This is a genomic window from Mucilaginibacter sp. RCC_168 (genome assembly GCF_041355315.1).
Classification (GTDB): Bacteria; Bacteroidota; Bacteroidia; order Sphingobacteriales; family Sphingobacteriaceae; genus Mucilaginibacter.
In genome coordinates this window covers 13,341-34,429 of the sequence record NZ_JBFUPN010000002.1, presented here as the reverse complement: position 1 = coordinate 34,429, position 21,089 = coordinate 13,341, and the positions used below count along the sequence as shown (strand labels likewise).

General features: G+C 41.9%; 12 protein-coding genes. 5 read left to right on the top strand and 7 right to left on the bottom strand.

Annotated features, from left to right (window positions below):
- Window positions 1-3 precede the first annotated feature (3 nt).
- The 7 genes from AB6735_RS01660 to AB6735_RS01630 all read right to left on the bottom strand — a co-directional run bounded on the left by AB6735_RS01660 (window position 4) and on the right by AB6735_RS01630 (window position 12,063).
- The gene (locus AB6735_RS01660) at window positions 4-1,083 is read right to left on the bottom strand and encodes a glycerophosphodiester phosphodiesterase family protein (RefSeq protein WP_370994075.1); all 1,080 of its coding nucleotides are present in this window, start codon (window positions 1,081-1,083) and stop codon (window positions 4-6) included.
- 320 nt (window positions 1,084-1,403) lie between these two features.
- Window positions 1,404-2,339, bottom strand: a complete 936-nt coding sequence (locus AB6735_RS01655; RefSeq protein ID WP_370994074.1) for a glycerophosphodiester phosphodiesterase family protein — start codon at window positions 2,337-2,339, stop codon at window positions 1,404-1,406.
- Window positions 2,340-2,389: 50 nt separating this feature from the next.
- Window positions 2,390-3,760, bottom strand: a complete 1,371-nt coding sequence (locus AB6735_RS01650; RefSeq protein WP_370994073.1) for a RagB/SusD family nutrient uptake outer membrane protein — start codon at window positions 3,758-3,760, stop codon at window positions 2,390-2,392.
- Window positions 3,761-3,762: 2 nt separating this feature from the next.
- Entirely contained in the window at window positions 3,763-7,215 is a 3,453-nt protein-coding gene (locus AB6735_RS01645) for a TonB-dependent receptor (RefSeq protein ID WP_370994072.1), read from the bottom strand.
- A gap of 205 nt (window positions 7,216-7,420) precedes the next feature.
- The gene (locus AB6735_RS01640) at window positions 7,421-8,374 is read right to left on the bottom strand and encodes a FecR family protein (protein WP_370994071.1); all 954 of its coding nucleotides are present in this window, start codon (window positions 8,372-8,374) and stop codon (window positions 7,421-7,423) included.
- A 150-nt stretch (window positions 8,375-8,524) separates the two neighbouring features.
- Window positions 8,525-9,106 (bottom strand): RNA polymerase sigma factor, encoded by a 582-nt coding sequence (locus tag AB6735_RS01635; RefSeq protein ID WP_370994070.1) that lies wholly within the window; start codon window positions 9,104-9,106, stop codon window positions 8,525-8,527.
- 203 nt (window positions 9,107-9,309) lie between these two features.
- Window positions 9,310-12,063 (bottom strand): substrate-binding domain-containing protein, encoded by a 2,754-nt coding sequence (locus tag AB6735_RS01630; RefSeq protein WP_370994069.1) that lies wholly within the window; start codon window positions 12,061-12,063, stop codon window positions 9,310-9,312.
- A 349-nt stretch (window positions 12,064-12,412) separates the two neighbouring features.
- Here AB6735_RS01630 and AB6735_RS01625 point away from each other — a divergent pair, with 349 nt between their 5' ends.
- The 5 genes from AB6735_RS01625 to AB6735_RS01605 are packed head-to-tail and all read left to right on the top strand — an operon-like array spanning window position 12,413 to window position 21,042.
- Window positions 12,413-13,744, top strand: a complete 1,332-nt coding sequence (locus AB6735_RS01625) for a sugar porter family MFS transporter (RefSeq protein ID WP_370994068.1) — start codon at window positions 12,413-12,415, stop codon at window positions 13,742-13,744.
- Between the two features lie 11 nt (window positions 13,745-13,755).
- Complete coding sequence (locus tag AB6735_RS01620) at window positions 13,756-14,661, top strand: carbohydrate kinase (protein ID WP_370994067.1); 906 nt, start codon at window positions 13,756-13,758, stop codon at window positions 14,659-14,661.
- 25 nt (window positions 14,662-14,686) lie between these two features.
- A complete protein-coding gene (locus AB6735_RS01615) occupies window positions 14,687-17,791 on the top strand; it encodes a SusC/RagA family TonB-linked outer membrane protein (RefSeq protein WP_370994066.1) in 3,105 nt (1,034 codons plus the stop codon).
- Window positions 17,792-17,810: 19 nt separating this feature from the next.
- A complete protein-coding gene (locus AB6735_RS01610; protein WP_370994065.1) occupies window positions 17,811-19,529 on the top strand; it encodes a RagB/SusD family nutrient uptake outer membrane protein in 1,719 nt (572 codons plus the stop codon).
- 19 nt (window positions 19,530-19,548) lie between these two features.
- Window positions 19,549-21,042, top strand: coding sequence for a glycoside hydrolase family 32 protein (locus tag AB6735_RS01605; RefSeq protein ID WP_370994064.1), 1,494 nt, complete (start codon window positions 19,549-19,551; stop codon window positions 21,040-21,042).
- Window positions 21,043-21,089: the final 47 nt, after the last annotated feature.

The window sequence follows — 21,089 nt, the reverse complement described above, 5'->3', positions numbered from 1 at the left end:
AGATCAATAAAAGTAACTTGTATTTCTGAAGCCTTGTTTGTTAAGATAATCATTGATCAGGTTTACTGGCTCATCAGTAGTAATCCAGCGTACGCCGATGTCAACTAAAAACTGCCAACTGCCCCGGTTATCCTGGGTGTCGACTTTGCTTGGGTCTTTAGCAGATCTAAAGTAAAGACTTGCCAGTGTATAACAACAAGTTCCATTAGCGTAGTAAAAATTATTACCCCCTGCATCTGGTATAGCATTAAAACAGGCGATAGTTTTATGATCTCCCCATGCCTGGTTCATCACATCCTGCTGAATGCCATTGCGTTGTTTGATATCAACTTCGGCGCCTATAAAATAAGGTTTACCCCTGAACGACTTATACTGCCCCAAACAATCAATCTTATCAATCATATTGGTGGTATAAACAGGTACGAATCTAAAGTCATTATACCGGCTTCCGCTTAATCCCAAGCTTTTTTCCAGATCACCCGGTCCATTATAAACAGTGGCGTTAATTTTAAAGATAGTCCATTTCGCGGCAGGATTTCCCCAATGATTCTTCCAGCCCCCGCCTTCGTTCATGATGTTCCAGCAGGCCCATGCAGCATTTTTATCCTTAATATCTAATGCCAGTATTATCGCGATTTGATGGTCACGGATATAGGAAAGTACCTGTCTGAACGTAGGTAAATGCTCGTTAGTTAAATTTCCGTTTTTGTCTTTTAAACGAAGGGTTTGTAATGCACCGTTTGGCCAACTGCTCACCAGGTCATTTCTACCCATTCCCAGTTCTGTAGTGCGGCCCAAATTCCAATCATGCATCAGCACCGGCTCACCGTCGCTACTCATTTTTATATCAATTTCTACCATCTCGATCTTATTGTCAAATGCCCGCTGAATGGCACGTAAAGAGTTTTCAGGTACGCCATTTTCGCGCCAGTAGCCCCGGTGGGCACATACCGTAACGAGGTCATTTTTCCACCCAGATTTTAATGTATTGATTACTTTATCTGTGTTTAAAAGCTGTGCCTGTAACAGGTTGGAAGCGCAGACCAGCAATAGTAATAGACTTAATTTTTTAATGTTTTTCATAATAATGATGAATGTCCTTTTTTCTTTTTTTTTAGTTTTTTAAGCGATGTTTTTCTTTGACGCAATTGGCATCTGCGAATTGCACATTTTGTGTGTGGGCGATGTTTTTAAGGTGGTTTCATTTTAATAGGGGTTTTATAATTTAATTTGTTGATTAATTCCGCTTCAGGCGAAACGGGTGTCTTTTATTCCTCCTCTTTATCACTGAATATCCGATCATTAAACCGACTTTATAAGCAATAGCAGGCACAGAAAAGCCTACTATTAGTAAGTTTCATGGAATATCCCGGTAAAAAGTATTTGAATGAGTTAGCTGATTTTTAAGGATGAAGTTTTCCTGATCTTAAGTAATTAAGCAGATCCCTGGGCCTGTCTGTCTGTATAATATTTGCGCCATGGCTAATCAGCCATCCCCATGTTTCATCTGGTTTATTTTCTTCAACAGCAGTATCGTCATCATGCCCGCCATTTTGCTCAGGCCATAAAGCGTTGAACCAGATCGAGTAGCTTTTCTTTAAAGCGGGAACTTTGCCGAGAATGGCATCGGCGTCATTACTGAAAATAATCTGTATAATGGTTTTACGGTGGCTTTTGTAGGAGCTAATGATGTTTTCAGCATTCGAGTCTTTCGGATTCACGATTACCTGCAAAGTCAATTCTTCGGGAATGTTTTGATGATGGGCCTTTACGCTGTCCAATGGCAAGCTATAGATATTAAAAATAGACTGATCAAACATCTTAGCCGAGTCCAGTTTTTGGATGATCTCATCATAATATTCATACCCTTTATCAATATCAATAATGATTTTTCCCTTTGAGGCAGCCAGCATTTCATTAAATGTAGGGATGGGATGTACGGTTGGATGCCCGGTACCGCTTTTTAACCGGAACTTCCTGATCTCTGCCAGTGTATAGTCTTCCGGTTTACCTTTTCCGTTAGTACTGCGGTCAATGGTTTTGTCATGCATAATAATCAGCCGCCCATCTTTTGTTTTACCCATATCAAACTCTGCAATATCAACCCCCATTGCTATACAGTTTTTTAATGCCTGAACAGAGTTTTCGGGCGAGTTCCGCCAATCGCACCGGTGTGCGGTAACTAAAACTGATTTTGAATTTTTATTATTCAGTTGCTCAACCGTCCATTGATAATGCTGCTGAATATTATTAATGGTGTTATTGTTTTTTGACTGACAGAAGCCTGTAACAGGGACCAGAAAAAAATAAAGGCTTATAATATTTTTAATAGGAATCATTTTGAAATTTAATTAGCAGATGCCTATCAGGCACCTGCTTGGTTAGCAATTTAGTAACCCGGGTTTTGTGTATACCCTGCCAGATCCTTCTCCGTTTGAGGGATGGGATAGTATAACAAATAGGTACGCCCATTCAGTGTAGTCAGCAAATCTGTGCGACCGGTTCTTTTAATATCATACCACCAATGCCCCTCGCCAAAAAACTCACGACGTGATTCATTCAGGATCATGTCCTGGTATTGTGAAGCCGTTAAGGCAGCAATTGATGCTGCGGTGGGCGCTAACTTATACCGGTTGGTAAGGTAGGATGCAAGTGTAACCGAGCCAGCTGATGCACCCTGTGCTTCTGCTTTGATCAGATACATTTCGGCCAGCCTGGATATGATGATCGGTGTGGCGATAGGGGTGGGAGATACGGCTAATTGCTGCCCTGTTTTGCCATTCGGGAATTTGATGATCCGGGTAGGATCTGCGGAAAAGACCGCTGCTTTTCTTTTATCTCCCGTTTTGATCAACGGCGCAGATGCATCACTATACAAATTTTTATAAGTAAACATGGCGGGCGAATACGGCCAGGTTGCTTTGGTATCATTTACCTGGCTCAAAAATGAATGCGTACTGGCCGTGCTGTTATTGGCCAGGGCAAATATGATCTCTTTACTGGCTGTGCCTGCAGTAAACATGGAAGAATAAGACATGGAGTCTGTAGATAAAGCAAATTTACCACTGCTGTAATTAATCAGAGAATCGGCATAGGTTATGGCATTGGCATTGTCACCTGTAGCCAGATAAACCCTTGCCATTAATGCTTTTACGGCCTGGTCAGACACGTAAAGGTTATTGCCGAAAGCGCTAACCAATGATCGAGCAGCTATCAGATCGCTTTTTATCTGTGCCCAAACCTGCGCTTCGCTTGAACGCTGAACGGCATCAGTTGAGCTTTTTAAAAGGATAGGCACACCACCGTACCTGATTACCAGATCATAATAGATGAGCGCCCTGAAATACAAAGCCTCGCCTTTATAGGATAGTTGTGTTGTGGTAGCGCCAGCGCCTAAATTATTAACATTCTGAATTAAAATATTGGCGGTATTTATGCCTTTATAACAGCCGCGCCAATAGCTGGTTATATCTGCATCAGAAGCATTCATACTTACCGGGTCGACTACATTATAGCCCGGGCCACCCGTTAGGTTTTCGCCCCTTTTATCAAAATCAAACCAAAAATTGAACAGTACATCTTCCATGGTAGCATACAGGCCTGTTCTTAATTGTGGTATATCGTTTACGCCAAGTGAACTCACGGGTATGGCATTTTGTGGCGATAGATCCAGTTGTTTGGAGCAGCTCCATAGGGTTATGCTTAAACAGGATAATATCATCAATCTTTTTAAGTTTTTCATCATCTTATATTTATACATGATTAAAATTTTAAATTAAATCCGAAAAGGATAGTTCTTAATGCCGACTGTAAGCCAAAATCAACTCCATAGTTAGGATCACCAGGATTGGTAACATATGATTGTTCCGGATCGTAACCATCATACCTGGTAAAGGTGTACAGATTATCGACAGAAGCAAAGATCTTAAGTGCGCTGATATGATATCTTTTTAAAACAACAGGAGGGATATTATAGCCCAGGGTAACTGTTTTTAAACGCAGGTATGATCCGTTTTCTAAAAAATGCGTTGATGGCTCCTGGTTGTATCCATTGGTATAACCCGTAAATACACCTCCTCTTACTGCTCTGGGCATAAAGTTGCTGGTACCGGGCCCGGTCCAATAATGCGTTGCAGCATAAGCGTCAACATTGTAAAACTGCTCGGTTTTACTGCCATCATTTAAAGTCGCGGTTGAAAAGGCATTTCCTAAAGATTCGATCCCTTCCGGGCTACCTCCTTTATAGGAAGCATATACTTTAGCGCCTACTGAATATTGTGCAAATACACTCAGATCAAAACCTTTATAGCTAACATTGTTGGTAAAACCGCCATAATAATCAGGGGTAGCTTTACCAGCATATTGCCGATCGGCAGCGGTAATATCACCATCGCCATTAATATCATCGTATTTAATATCACCAGCTCTTACACCTTTTGCGTATAATTTGGCTGGCACCTCATTATCCTGTTGGTAGATCCCTGTTTGTTTTAATAAGTAAAACGCGCTGATAGGTTCGCCATTGATCAGGGCATGAATACCGGTTCCGCCGCCTAATAAACTGCTTCCCGTAGCAGGGATAATATACTGCTGACTGCCATCATACAGGGAGAGCAGTTTGTTTTTAACAAACGTAATATTGGCCGAGGCATCCCATTTAAACTCCCCTGTGAGTATTTTAGCATTTAAACTTAACTCTAAACCTTTATTGTTTAATGCCCCGATATTGGCTGCTACAGAAGTAAATCCGGTTGTAGCATAAACGGGTTTATTATACAACAGATTGGTTGTTTTCTGGTAAAAATAGTCTGTTGTAAATCCTACACGTCCGTTCCACAACTCGGCATCTATCCCTACATCAAACTGACCGGCTTTTTCCCAGGTAAGGTTTTGGGCATTTTGTGTAATAACCAGGCCACCCTGGTTATTATAGGAATTACCACCCGAAACCAACGATTGATTAGCATAATTACCAATACCCGCCAAGCTTCCGGTAACACCATAGCTCGTTCTTAATTTAAGTTGCGAAAGTGTATTGGCAAGTGGGCTGTTTTTCATAAAAGATTCATTCATTACCTGCCAGCCAACAGAAACTGAAGGAAATGTGCCATACCTTTTACTGGAGGAGAACCGGGAAGAGCCATCAGTGCGTAAACTCGCGTTCAGGATATAACGGTTATCATAGTCCAGGGTCAACCTTCCAAAATAGCTTTCCAACGCATATGAATCATAACTAACCGCATCCGGGTAAATATTTGTTCCGGCATTAACTGAATTTAAGTTAGCTGAGGGATATGCGGCGTTAGCATAATTGCTGCTGTACACACCCAATTGATCATTGGTGTATTTTTCATAAGAATGGCCTGCCAGTACATTGTAGTTTAATTTACCTATGCTGTTCTTATAATTAAGTATATTATCCACCACATAGCGGTAGGCAAGGTTTCTATCCTGTAAAATGGCGCCATTGCCTGCTGTAACATTCCTGGCTACCATTTTATCCGTTAACTTTTTATTATTATTAAATAAGGAGCCAAACGCACTTACAGACGGTGTATAGGTTAGTCCTTTTATGGGAGTAATGTCCAAACTTATCCTTCCTATTCCCTCTGTAGTATTTGTTTTCCAGATCTCCTCGTTAATCAGCATCACCGGATTATGGCGAATGATGCCATTTACCCCGTTCACAGCATAACTGCCATCTGCATTATAGGGGCCATACCAGGGTTGCTCTTCTCTTGCGGTGTATAATACTTTGAGTCCTACGTTACCTTCTTCCAATAAGCGTTGAGCGGTATAGGAGCCGGATAAATTGGTATGCAAAGTAAAGTATTTGCTAATAGTATGATTAAGATTTAAACGATAATTGTACTGATTATAATTACTGTTCTTCAAAATACCCTGCTGACCAAAATACCCAAAAGAGGTAAAAACATTGGTGTTTTTGTTTCCTCCGGAGATATCAATGGCTGCGGAATTGTTAACAGCCGATTCGCGAGAAATTAGTTTTACCCAATTAGTTTCCTGAATTACCGGGGGAACGTATAAGGTAAGGCTGGTACCTTTCTGAATATTATAATTTTTAACCGCGTCCTGCATCACGGCAGTGTATTGCGCGGCGCTGGCCATGGGGATATCATTATAAATCCTGCCTGTTCCGGTATGAGCCGTTACATTCACTTGCGTTTTACCCTCTTTGCCCGATTTGGTGGTGATAATGACCACACCGCTGTTTGCCCTTGAACCATATATGGCTGATGCTGCAGCATCCTTCAATACATCTATGGATTCTACGTCATCCGGGTTTAGGTTAGGCGCGGTTTCAAAAGGCACGCCATCAATAACATATAACGGTGAACTTGCCCCACTAATGGAGCCCGTACCGCGTACCAGCACAATAGGTTTTGCACCAGGGATACCAGATGGGGTTAACACGTTAACACCTGTAACCCTTCCCTGTAAAAACTTAACAGGATCATTGGTTGCTCCCTTATCTACTTTATCAGGTTTTATCGAAGCAATAGATGAGCTTATATCTTGCTTTTTCTGGCTGCCATAGCCCACCACCACAACCTGATTAAGCGCGGAAACCCCGGCGAACAGCTTAACATCAATACGCGATTGTGTGCCAACTGGAATCTCTTTTATGGTATAACCAATGTAAGAAAATACAAGCACAGCATCCTCACTGACCACATTGACACTGTACTCACCCCTGGCGTTGGTTATGGTCGATTGGTTGCCTCCCTTAATCGTTACCGTTACACCAACAAGGCTTTCGCCGGTAGTTGCGTCAATAACGGTACCTGTAATAATACCAGACCTTTTTGCTGATGCTGCTTTTTTAGGTTTGATCAGCACATAATTGCCGGAATACTCAATATTAACCGGATAGCCTTTAAGTAAACGCACCAGGGTGTTATTTAGCGACTGATTTTTTACCTCCAGCGATACAAGTTCAGCTAAAGGCAACACGTCTTCACCGTAAACAAATTTACACCGGCTTTTATTTTCAATTTGTGAAAGGGCGTTTTCTAAAGTAACATGTTTAAGTTTTAACGAGATGATCTGATCTGCTATTGATTGCGCCTTGACTGGTTCAGCATAGCTTAAGGTATTCAGTATAACGATGATGACTGTTATCAGCGTACTGTATTTCATGATCTTCCATGTTTTTTTTGGTGCATTTATAGAAAGGCACAAAAGATTATTCATAATTTTGATTTGGTTTTAAGTAAACGCTTAAAGCAATAGAGCTCCCTGTTAAGGTCCCTTGGATCTTAATGATAGTGTTTAGCGACATCTGTATGGGAGAAGGATCAATACCGGAGGTGTTAGTAGCATCTTCGGTATTTTTATTTTTGGTTCTTTATTTTATCATCAATAATTTTTAAGGTCAATAATTCAGGTTAATTGTTGGTTATCTTATCAGGTACGTTGTACCTTCATGTTTATACCTGGCACCAACATAGGTGCATAAAACGCTGATCACATTTTCGAGCGATTCATTTTTATCAAAATGCGCGTTCAATATCGACTCAGCTATACGGTTATTCTGAATAATGATATTTGTGTTGTACCTGCGGATCAATGTCCGGGTAATTTCGTTCAGTGTCTGGTCTCTGAAAATTAAGGTACCGTTTGTCCAGGCTTTCAAAGTCGATGCATTTGTTATAGTGCTTTTTAATAGTTTACCATCTTTAATATAATAATCAGCCGTTTGGTTGGGAATAAGCAACGCAGATGATTTCCCGGCTACAACACCTACTTTACCGCTGGTTACGGCTACCATGATTTTAGGTTCATTGGCATAAGCTTTTACATTGAAACTAGTTCCTAAAACCTGGGTCTTTACTTTACCTGTATATATTAAAAATGGCTTTTCGGGATTGTGCACTACCTCGAAATAGGCTTCGCCTATCAAAGTAACCTCCCTGGTTGCCGTGTTGAATTTACTGGGAAAGCTTATCCGGGTAGCGGCGTTTAAAAATACCCTTGAGCCATCTGGAAGGGTTATCGTTTTGAGCTGGCCGGCAGGGTTGTAAATGCTGCTATATTGCTCGGGTTGTTTACCGCTATATTTATTCCAGCCCCAAATACCAATAGCACTCACAAGTAATAGCATTGCGGCGATTTTCAGGATGCTTTGTAAATGGATATGGTCGCTTTTTTTCTTTTTAGCAAATAAGCTGCTTTTTATCTGGAAACGGATATCTTCTTTTAGTCTGTTTTCCTGCTCATCGTTTTGGAATTGATAATTGGGTTGACCATGGCCCTGCTCATCGATCCATTGGTTCAATATTTCCATTTCTTCCTCGGAACACAAACCTTTTTTATATTTTGTAATGAGTTTAAGGGCTTGTTCTTTATCCATTGTACGCTTGGCTTTATAAATACATTATCAGTTATGAGGCCACATAGTACTATACCCAATTAAAATTTATTTAAAAAAAGTTTGTTTCACGCGGGATGTTAGCCCAATAGCGAAGATTAGGAATGGTATTCAAGCTGAAAAAACGGACAATTATTTCAGAAGAAAGTAGATCACCGCGATGGTCAGGTAATCCGCGAAGTTTAATTTCAATCGTTTTAACGCGGTCGAAAGCTGGTTTTTAACAGTTTGTTCAGAAATATTAAGTTGTTCGGAAATTTGCAGTGTTGAATGACCGTCAATACGGCTTAGCTTAAAAATTTCCTTCATTTTACAAGGTAAGTTCTGTATAGACGAGTTTAATAAGCTGTTCACTTCATTGATATGAACTCTTTGATCTATGTTGTTTTCTGAAGGGTGATCATATTGATTAACACGCAAGGCATGTAGTTTCCTGACCTCATTGGCGTGGTAAAAATTGATTAACTTAAACCGGAGTATCGAAAAAAGATAGGCAGATAACGAAGAGTTTAATTTTAAACCATCTCTTTTGTTCCACAGTGAAATAAAAACATCCTGCACCATGTCTTTGGCAATATCCTCAGACTGTAATCGATTGTATGCGTATTGAAAAAGTTGTTTCCAGTAAAGATCATAAATGTAATCGAACGCCCTTTCACCATCCTGCAGTAGTTGTTCAATTAAAAGCTGGTCATCGTGGTAAACAATATTCATAACAATATATAATCGCGCAAAAATAACGACATATTAAGGACTCTGCATTAACTTATCATTAAGTTAAATCATTATCAAGGAAATTTGATTGCCCCCTCAGCAATTTAAAATCATTACCTTGGCGTTAACATTAAGAGATTACGCCATCTGGTTTATCTCGGTAGGCACTTATACCGGGAACATATTGGACATTGCGCGGCATGTCAATGCAACTTGCTTTTTTTAAACTCGCTTGGTGTGCAGTCATATTTTGCTTTAAATACCGTTGCAAAATAGTTCGGGTTGGAAAAGCCGACCATATAGGTAATTTCGGCGATGGTATAGTTTTCATTAATCAGCAGGTATTTAGCTTTTTTTAAACGCCTGTTCAAAATATAATCAGTAATACTACAGCCCATCAACGCTTTAACCTTACGATAAAGTTGCACTCTTGAAATACCTATAATTTTACAAATATCATCAACACTCAAATTCTCGTTTGACAGGTTTTGCTCCACAATTCCAGAAAAATCGTTAACGAATTTTTTGTCGAGGTTTTTTGAAAGCGGGAGCTTATCTAAACCACTGATATCACTGGAAAAATGCTCTTTTAATATCAGCCTGTTTCTAAGCAGATTTTGAATATTCGCTGCCAGGTAAGCCAAATTAAAGGGCTTGATTATATACATATCCGCCATGGACTTCAATCCGTCAATCTGCTGTTCAACACTGGCCTGCGCCGTAAGCAGAATAACGGGGATATGTGAGGTTCGCAAATCTGATTTTAACTTTTCTACTAAAACCTTACCGGTGAGGCCAGGCATCATTACATCAGCAACGATAAGGTCAGGGACTTTTTCAAAAGCCTCGTTTAAAGCCTCGTTACCGTTGCTTGCCGTATAAATATCATATTGTTCGGAAAGCTTTTCCTTGAGGTAGCATAGCAATTCGGCATTATCTTCCGCCAACAAAAGCGAGTACTCTTTGGGCGCACTGAGGGCATCGTTTGGACTATCCGGGTTTATCCGTTCAAGATCCGCCTGATAAATCTTCGACTTTTCACCGAGGTCATCATGACCTAAAGGTATATCTGATTTTTGTTCTTCATTGAATTGGTGAGCTCCCAAAGGTAAAGCGACGGTAAAAGTAGTTCCTTTCCATTTTTGACTGTGGACTTCTATTGTGCCGCCATGAAGCAGCACAATCTCCCTGGAAAGTGAAAGCCCGATACCTGATCCCTGACCTTTATGATGATCAACCTGGTAAAACTGGTCAAATATCTTAAGTTCCTCCTCCGGGGTCAGCCCAACTCCGCTATCCGCTATGTCAACATACACTTGTGATTCGTTTTTCCTGACATGGACGCTGATCTGTCCCTTTTCCGAACTAAACTTGATCGCATTGGATATCAGGTTAAAAAATACCTTGTCGAGCATATTCACATCAAACCATAACTTAATTTCTTTTTCTGCCGGGAAAAATTTAAGATCAATCTGCATTTTACCGGCATGATGTGTAAAGCTTTCGATAATATCCTGTAAAAACTTAACGAGGTTGTGCTCAGAAACCTGTAGTTGCTGCTTATCATATTCTATCCTGCGATAATCAATTAACTGATTAACCAGGCGCAGCAGACGGTAAATATTTTGATGCACCATTTTAAGCTGACGCCCTGCAATGGAGATGATCTTTTCGTTTTGAAAAAGCTCTTCTATCGGAGACAACATGAGCGTTAACGGTGTACGGAACTCGTGTGATATATTGGTGAAAAAATTAAGTTTCGCCTCTGTAGCTGTCTCAGCCTTCACAGACATCTCCATCAGCTGGTTACGTTGTTCCAAAATCTCGGCATTTTTTAATTCCAGGCTTTTATTGATCTTCCGGTTCTCCATCAGGAAGTAGAACGCCAGCCCTCCTAAAATAACCGCCAAAACCAATGTTATAATAATAATGTTGAGTACAACCTGCTGACTGTTATAAACCGCTTCCTGTTCCTCCAGCAATAATTTCTGTTTTTCAATATCTTTTTGTTGACTGCTGATCCTGCTCCATTGCATTTTCATTAATTGTACGTTCGAGGAATCAATCACGAGCGACTGGAGGATACGTTCCCTTTCAAACGGCTCCTTGTTAAGGATGTTGAAAGCGGTGGTAATGGCTTCTTTTCCGCCGGTGGGGTAAAGCAAACTGGCGTCCAATATTTTGTCAGAAACCATTTGCAATCCGCCGCCGGGGCCAGGCAAGGCATCAATGCCAATTATTTTTGTATCGTGGGTCGTATGTTGCCGGTTGAATACTTCGCGTGCACCGCTCGCCATGACATCATTATGCGCGAATACCGTATTAAAGCCGGGGAGCTGGTTGTTTATTTTAATTAACTGGTCCTCTGCATTTTTCTTGAGCCAATCTCCATAAATCTTGCTTTTGATCCGGATGTTTTTGTAACTGCGGATACCGTCCTCAAAGCCACGGTCGCGTTCGATAGCGGGCGAGGAACCCGGCAGCCCCATGATTTCTAATAAATTAACCGGGCCTTTCAGGGTGTTGCCGACATAGGTTCCCGCCATAAAACCAAGTTGATAATTATCTGCACCAACATAAGCAGTGTATAGAGATGACGAAGTTTTTCGGTCAATAACAATCACCGGGATGCCTTTATTATAAGCCTGTTCTACTACTTTGGTCAGTGGCCGGGCTTCATTTGGTGATATAATGAGCAGATCTATACCGTCATCGACCATTTTTTCTACCTGGGCAATTTGTTTTTTGCTGCTTCCGCCTGCATCTGCATAAATGAAGTCAGCGCCGGGATGCAGGGAAAGCTCCATTTTCATCTCTTCCAGCATCGTTCTTCGCCATTGATCGGACCCGACGCATTGGGAAAAACCGATGACATATTGCGATTTTTTGTTAACAGGCCGGCATCCGAAAATGCAACAAACAAGAATAAGTGAGAATATGGTTTTAAAATAGCTCATAAAAACAAGGCTGCACAACTGGAATATGATCAAAAAATAATCGGCAAGATCTCCGCAATTGGCTGACGGAAGACTTCTTTGATGTAAAAATAACCATAATGGAACGGCATAACAAAACCATGCTTTGACCCGGGCACACTTCAGTTGCATAAAAATGTAACCATACAAGAGATAGCTGTAACAAAAACAAAGATTTCTACACCTTAAATTGTGTTTTTTATTATATGTTATTGAAAATCAAGTATTTAATAAAAGTTTTAAATTTTGAGATTTTTGATATAAAAACGTTCACCCATAGTGTTGTAATCAGCCTACTTTCGATTTGTTAACCAATTAACACCTATAATTTATGAGAAAAAATTCCGTCCTGGCCTGGTCCATGGTCGTAGCCCTTGGTGGGTTTTTATTCGGATTTGACACCGCCGTTATCTCAGGTGCCGAAAAATCAATTCAGCAATTCTGGCACCTGTCTGTTTTTGAACATGGATTAACCATTTCCATCGCTTTAATAGGTACAGTGATCGGTTCTTTATTAGGCTCGCGGCCATCTGACCGTTTTGGCCGCAAAAACACACTATATTTTGTAGCACTGGCTTACCTACTTTCTTCTATCGGTACCTCGCTCGCCGGTAACTGGTACCTGTTTTTAGGATTCCGTTTTTTAGGAGGCCTGGGTGTGGGTGCTTCTTCGGTAACTGCACCTATTTATATATCCGAAGTTTCTCCGGCTGATCGTCGTGGTCGCTTGGTGGGCTTGTTCCAGTTCAATGTCGTTTTAGGTATACTGGTTTCTTATTTGTCCAACTACCTGATCAGCCAGGGGGGCGAGACGTCCTGGCGGTGGATGCTCGGCGTACAGGCCTTTCCGTCATTGGTCTTCCTGATCCTGATCCGCTTTATTCCCGAAAGCCCTCGTTGGCTGATCCTGAAAAAAGGCGCTACAGAACGCGCATTACAAATATTGCGTATTATAAATCCACTCAATTGCGATGCGGAACTGGAATCAATAAAAAACTCGCAGTTAGGCAGCGATTCACATCTGCGTAATGCAAGCCTTTTTTCCGGGGAATATAAATTACCCATTATCCTGGCCGTACTTTTTGCTTTTTTTAACCAGGTATCAGGCATAAACGCGATCATCTATTATGCGCCGCGTATTTTTGAGATGGCAGGTCTCGGCGCACACTCCTCCCTTTTGTCCACCGTCGGCATCGGGATGATCAATTTCATTTTTACCCTGCTGGCTATTAACATTATTGACAAGGTTGGCCGGAAATTATTAATGCTCGTTGGATCGGTTGGCCTCATTGTCTCCCTGTTTATGGTGAGTTACACTTTTTTCACCGGTAATTTTAGCGGTTTTGCTATTCCTGTCTATATGATGATCTTTATCGCCTTTTTTGCCTTTTCACAAGGGGCTGTCATCTGGGTGTTTATTTCTGAGATCTTCCCTAACCAGGTACGTGCGAAGGGTCAGACCCTGGGTAGCTCCACGCACTGGATCATGGCCGCTTTGATCGCCTTTAGCTTTCCCTATTTCGCTGAAAAACTTGGCGGAACCATCACTTTCTCCTTTTTCGGGACTATGATGGTGTTGCAACTCATCTTCGTTTGGCGACTGATGCCCGAAACCAAAGGCAAATCCTTAGAGCAAATAGAAAACAATATCGTAATGCATTAAATGACTGCGTGATGAAAACAAACACACTTGAAATACCTGTAATCTGCTATGGCGAAATACTATGGGACATGTTACCCGATGGTCCCCAACCAGGCGGAGCGCCGTTAAATGTTTCCTATCACCTGAATAAACTGGGCTTACTTACCAGCATTGTCAGCAGGGTAGGGAACGACACCAATGGGGAAAAATTGATAAAGTTGCTTGAAAACTGGGGCATAAACCACGATTTCGTACAGGAAGATTCGGAATATCCAACAAGCGAGGTGGTAGCAAAAATGAATAACGGGAATGAAGTTTCCTACGACATTGTATACCCGGTTGCCTGGGATTTTATCGGGGTTTCCGATGCTATTGCGGATCAGCTGTCGCCTGATACGTATTTCGTATATGGCAGCCTGTCTTCACGAAATACGATTACCAGAAAGACCCTGATGGAGCTTTTGGAAATAGATTGCATCAAAGTTTTTGATATCAATTTAAGACCGCCATTTGTAAACAAGGATCTACTGGAGATGCTGCTGGCAAAAGCAGACATCGTTAAGTTCAACCAGGCGGAACTGGAAATGGCGCAGATATTATTTGGCGGTTCTTTCAGTCAGGAACTTTCTCAAATCAGGTTTATCCAGGACAAGTTCAATGTTCCGGAGATCATTGTGACCAAGGGTGAATTCGGCGCTTCTTACTATAAAAATGACAAAGTTTATCATGCCTGGGGCACCGAAGTCAAAGTGAAGGACACTATCGGCAGCGGCGATTCATTTTTATCGGCATTCATTGCCAACCATCATTTAAAACAGGATCCTAAAGTCACGATCAAAAATTCAGTCGCGATGGGCGCGTTTATAGCCACAAAGAAAGGAGGATGTCCACCATATGAAATAGCAGAGTATACAAACTTCAGAAATCAAATGTTTTAAACCAATCAATAACCATTTAATAATTATGAGAAAAATTTTATTTTTTTGTTCCCTGCTGGTAACAATGGCCAGCGGAAGTTTTGGGCAGTCCCGCTTAATTAAGGGTACTGTTACAGACAAATCTTCCAATACCTTAGAGGCGGTTACTGTTGCCGTTATCGAAACCCAAAAAGCGGTGTTGACAGATAAGAACGGCAAGTTTGCTATTGAGGCAACGCCAGGCCAGACCCTAAGATTCTCTTATGTAGGCTTAACGTCGCAAACGGTAAAAATTACATCGGCATCGGCAAATCTGCAAATTACACTGGAAGGTAATTCAAACCTGAACGAAGTGGTAGTTACAGGTTATCAAAAAGAACGTAAAAAGGATATTACGGGTGCAGTTGCTGTTGTGAATGTAAGTGAGATCAAAGATATTCCCGTAGGTAATCCTATTAAAGCGTTGCAAGGCAGGGTACCAGGTTTGTTTATCACCGCAGATGGTTCGCCTAACGGAACAGCAACAGTACGGGTACGCGGTAACACCACGCTGCCACTGCCGGGCCTTCCGGGTAACGATCCACTGTATATTATTGATGGTGTACAAACCCAGCGCGGGCTGCAGGAAATAAACCAAAGCGATATCGAGTCGATACAGATCCTGAAGGACGCTGCGTCAGCCTCTATTTATGGTTCACGCGCGGCAGCAGGTGTTATTATTGTTACCACCAAAAAAGCAAAAGCCGGATTTAGCCGTATCAACTTTGATGCTTCTACATCCATGCAGTTTTATACCACCAAGTTAAAAACATTAAATACCCAACAGCGCGGAGCAGCCTACTGGCAGGCATCCGTAAACGATAAACTTGACCCTAATCTGAATCAGACCTATCAGTACGACTGGAATAAAGACTACAATAACCCGGTACTGAACCAAGTTATATTGCCTGAGTTTTTGGATGCAGCCAAAACAATGAAGCCTGCCAATACAAACTGGTTTAATGAAATTGGTCAAACATCGGTTATTCAATCATACAACCTATCGGTAGCTAATGGTAATGAAAAAGGAAATTCGCTGTTTTCTGTAAGTTATTATGATAACAAGGGCGTAATTAAAGAAACTCACGATCAAAAGATCACAGCCCGCTTTAATTCGGAATACAACTTTTTTAATAACCGTTTAAAAATAGGCGAAACCTTTACGGGCACCTATATGAAGGATGTGCTGATTCCCACCGGCGATGTTACCAGTCTTTCTCAAATTGAAGAGCCAGCTGTACCTGTACATACGGTTGATGGCATAGGCTGGGGTGGCCCGGGCCCGGGCATGGCCGACAGGCAAAATCCAGTAAGGCTGATAGAAGATAACAAACAAAATAAAAACAATTTTGGCCGGATACTGGGCAACGCCTATGCCGAATTAAATATTATTAAGGGCTTAAATTTTCGCACAAGCATATCGGCAGACTATAACGGAAATTATGCGCGTACTTTGCGTAAATCATACATTTCCGGCTTCCTTTCCGATCCTACAAACCTCGTTAATCAAAATGCCAATTATGAGGGTAACTGGATATTCAGCAATACACTTACCTATAATTTTAATAAAGGAAAACATAAACTGGATGTACTGGCAGGCCAGGAAGAACTTAAATACATTAATCAATCGCTTTACGGAACAAGACAAGGTGTTGGAGAAGAAAATATAGATTATGCCTACCTGAGTTCCGGATCAACCAATATAGATAATGGCGGTTCGGGTGCCACCTATTCCTTGTTATCATACTTTGGTAAGGCCAACTATTCTTACGACGACAAATACCTGTTGTCAGCTACTATCCGTAGAGATGGCTCGTCGAGGTTTGGTTCCAACAACAGGTATGGGGTGTTTCCGGCGGTTTCAGCGGGCTGGCGTTTGAGCCAGGAAAGTTTTATCAAGGATAATATTTCTGCCGTGTCTGACCTGAAATTAAGGTATTCTTATGGTCAAACTGGAAATCAGGCAAGTCCATATTATGCTCCCTATACGCTTTACTCGGCTATTTATGGCGTAAACCACATTTTTGGCTATGAAACCGGTTCGGCCTATGATATTTCAGGGGCTGGTACAGGCCAGCTGCCATCTGGTTTTACGCAAATACAGCAGGGTAATGATAATTTAAAATGGGAAACTACCACACAATCAAACTTTGGTTTGGATTTTGGTCTGTTTAACAATACCGTTACCGGATCGGCTGATTATTTTGTTAAAAATACCAAAGATATTTTGCTTACCCCCGCATACCTTGCCGTTTTGGGCGAGGCCGGCAACCGCACTATTAATGCAGCCTCGGTGCGTAACACCGGTTTTGAGTTTTTGTTAAATTATAGTGGCAGGGTGTCAAATGACCTTTCTTTTACGCTAACAGGTAATATAGCCGCATATCGCAATAAGATCACCAGTTTGCCCCAGGATGCAATAGCTTCCTATCCAGGTAATGGAACAGACCAAACTATTCTGGGCCGGTCAGTTAACTCTATATACGGGTACGTTGCCGATGGATTGTTCAGGTCGCAGGTCGAAGTTGATAATTCTGCCAGCCAGCCGGGTAAAGGCCTGGGCCGTATAAGGTACAAAGACTTGAATGGCGATGGTGTTATTGATAGCAAGGACCAGAAATTTATAGGTAACACTGATCCCGACTTCACCTATGGTTTAAACACCACGGTTAACTTTAAGCAATTTGACCTCGTATTCTTTTTTCAGGGAGTGCAGGGTGTTATGGAGTACAATACCTACAAAGGCTTAACCGACTTTTCATCAATTGCACCCGGAGCTAATTGGGGCGTAAGAACGCTGAGCGCCTGGACTCCTAAGAATCCTAACTCAACCATTCCCGCATTAACCACTGTTGACAGGAACAACGAGGGACGGTCATCTACCTATTACATTGAAAATGGTTCCTACTTAAAATTAAGGAATATTCAAGTAGGTTATAACCTTAAAAGTGCGCTCAGAAGCATAAATGTTAAAACTGCACGCGTATTTGTGCAAGCCAGTAACCTGTTTACGGTTAAGAGTAAATCATACACGGCAACTGATCCGGAAAATCCGAATAACATTTATCCGATCCCGGTTATAGCTACCCTGGGTGTAAACCTTTCCTTTTAAATATTTATAAAATAAAGACATGAAAAGTAAAATATATATAGCGGGCTTTATTTGTATCTGCCTGCTGTCCTGCAAAAAAACTTTGGACACCATACCTCAGGGTACGGCGGCAAGTGCCGATTTAAATACACCTGCCAATGTTGATAAAATGGTAATTGCCGCTTACTCGGCCTTAGGTAATGATGAGTATATGACCCCTTACAGCAGTATGTGGCCTTATGGCAGCATTAGGAGTGGAGATGCTTATAAAGGCGGCGATGGCCCCGGCGATATCAGCGAGTTTCATGGCTACGAAACGTTTTCATTAAACCGTGTAGATTATGGGCCAACAGATGCGCTCTGGTTTCGCATATATGTAGGAATAGGCCGGGTAAATGACGCATTAAGCCGGGTTAATGCTATAACCGAAACTGATTATCCTAATAAGACCATAAGGCAGGGCGAGCTGCGCTTTTTACGCGGGCATTTCTATTTCCTCCTAAAGATATTGTTTAAGTATGTGCCTTATATTGATGAAACGATAACCAAAACTGATTATCCAACCATTTCAAACCGTGCGATGACCGATGATGCTTTATGGAAAAAAATTGAAGATGATTTCCGTGCAGGAGTAGCCAATTTACCAAAAACACAATCTGATGTGGGCAGGGCTAATAAATTTGCTGCGGAAGCGTACCTGGCTAAAGCGTTATTATACCATGCCTACACTCAGGATGACAATAATAATGTAACCTCGGTCGATCAGGCAAAACTTAAAGAAGTTAATAGCCTGTGTGATGATGTGATCAATTCCGGCTCTTATGCTTTAAGCACTGATTTTGCCAATAACTTTTTATCGCAATTTGAAAACGGCAAGGAATCTGTTTTCGCTATTCAATATTCTATAAATGATGGTACACCGCAAGGTCGCGAGGATTTTGGTCATGAGCTCGATTACCCGATGAATCAAGAGTATGGTTGCTGCGGATTTCATGTACCCAGCAATAACCTGATCAATGCGTTTAAAACTGATAATACGGGCTTACCTATGTTTGGTACTTTTAATAATGCCGATGTGGAACCTACCGGTAATTATCAGGCCAACTCATTTGATCCGCGTATTGACCATACTGTGGCAACCCCCGGACATCCGTATAAATACGATCCAAATTTTATATTTCAGACATCGTGGGCAAGGGCTCCGCAGGTTTACGGACCTCATTTGAGCATGAAAGAAACCGTGTTACCGGGTGATGCCGCCTTTAAAAAGTTCCCGCCATTTATGTCGAGCGGTAAAAACTGGGCCATTATCCGCTATGCCGATGTACTTTTATTTAAGGCCGAGGCGTTGATAGAGTTAGGAAGGCAGCTGGAAGCTGTGCCATTGATCAATCAGGTACGCCAGCGTGCAGCTAATAGCGAATCACTGCTTAAGCAGGCCAACGGAAACAGCATATCCAATTACAAAATTGATACCTACAAACCGGGTGTCAACTGTGTATGGACACAGGATTATGCAAGGCAGGCATTACGCTTTGAGCGCCGCCTGGAGTTTGCCATGGAAGGGTACCGCTTTTTTGACCTGGTGCGCTGGGGTATTGCTGCTGAATATATGAACAGCTATTTTACTGTGGAGAAAACCAGGAAATCGCATTTGCAGGATGCCGTGTTTAAAAAGAACCGGGACGAATACATGCCAATTCCGCTAAACCAGATTAATTTTAGCAAAGGATTATACAAACAAAATACCGGATGGTAATTTAATTGATAACTCAACTATGAAAAGAAATTTCAAACATCTCCTTAGTCTGGCTTTCGTAGTGATAGGTGCAACAGCCTTGGCACAAACACAGGACAATAACAAATATCAGGAGCAATATCGGCCACAGGTGCATTTCTCGCCCAGGGAGCACTGGATCAATGATCCGAATGGTATGGTTTATTATAACGGAACTTATCATTTGTTCTATCAATACTATCCCGGCGGCACAACATGGGGCCCCATGCACTGGGGGCATGCACAAAGTAAAGATCTGATGCACTGGAAAGAAATGCCGATTGCGTTATATCCGGACAGTTTGGGTTATATTTTTTCTGGCAGCGCAGTTGCCGACATTCATAACACCTCGGGCTTTGGAAAAAATGGCCGTATTCCCTTAGTCGCCATTTTTACACATCACGATCCGAAAGGCGAAAAAAGCGGACGGAACGATTTTCAGAACCAAAGTCTTGCCTACAGTCTGGACGAGGGTAAAACCTGGACGAAATACGCCGGTAATCCTGTTTTGAAGAATACCGGAATACGGGACTTTCGTGATCCTAAAGTGATGTGGTTTGAGCCGCAAAAGAAATGGATAATGACATTGGCCACTCAGGATCATATCACTTTTTTTTCTTCACCTGATCTGAAGCGCTGGAAACAGGAAAGTGAATTCGGAAAACAGTTGGGCGCTCATGGCGGTGTTTGGGAATGTCCCGATCTGTTTCCGTTAAAAGTCGATGGGAAAACTTATTGGGTGTTAGTTGTAAACCTGAATCCTAGCGGCCCAAATGGCGGATCGGCAACTCAATATTTTATCGGAACGTTTGACGGACATGGCTTTACAGCGGTGGACGGAAAGACCCGTTGGCTCGACTACGGACCTGATGAGTATGCAGGTGTGACCTGGAGCAATACCGGCGACCGTAAAATATTTCTGGGCTGGATGAGTAACTGGGCGTACGCCAACCTGGTGCCTACAGAAAAGTGGCGTAATGCCATGACCATACCCCGGGACCTGTCACTAAAACAGGTGAACGGAGAAGTACTCCTTGCCTCATTGCCTGTGCCCGAATTGAATGGAATCAAAGAGCCAGCTAAATCAGTAGTATTGAACAAAGCAGGTACATTTACAGGACGCGGTTTGCTCAAGTTGTCAACAGCGTCTTTAAGCGATTACCGTGTGACATTGTCAAATAGCCTCGGGGAGGAATTGGTCATTGGTTATGACAAAAAAGCCAGGCAATATTATATTGACCGCACGAAGGCCGGCAATACGGCTTTTCAGAAAGACTTCAAGGGGCGTTTCTTTGCACCCAGGTTTTCATCCTCACAAAGCTCTGATCTTACCCTGGTAATTGATGTGGCTTCTGTAGAACTCTTTGCCGACCAGGGCCTTACCACGATGACTGCCATCTTTTTTCCCAATAAGCCATTTGATCATTTTAAAGTTGAAAGTAAAGACAGGCTCAAGGACCTTAAACTATCGGGGCTTAACGCTATCTGGAAATAGATGAATTAGGACTCCAGTTTGAGAATTAGTTGATATAAGTGCTCCGG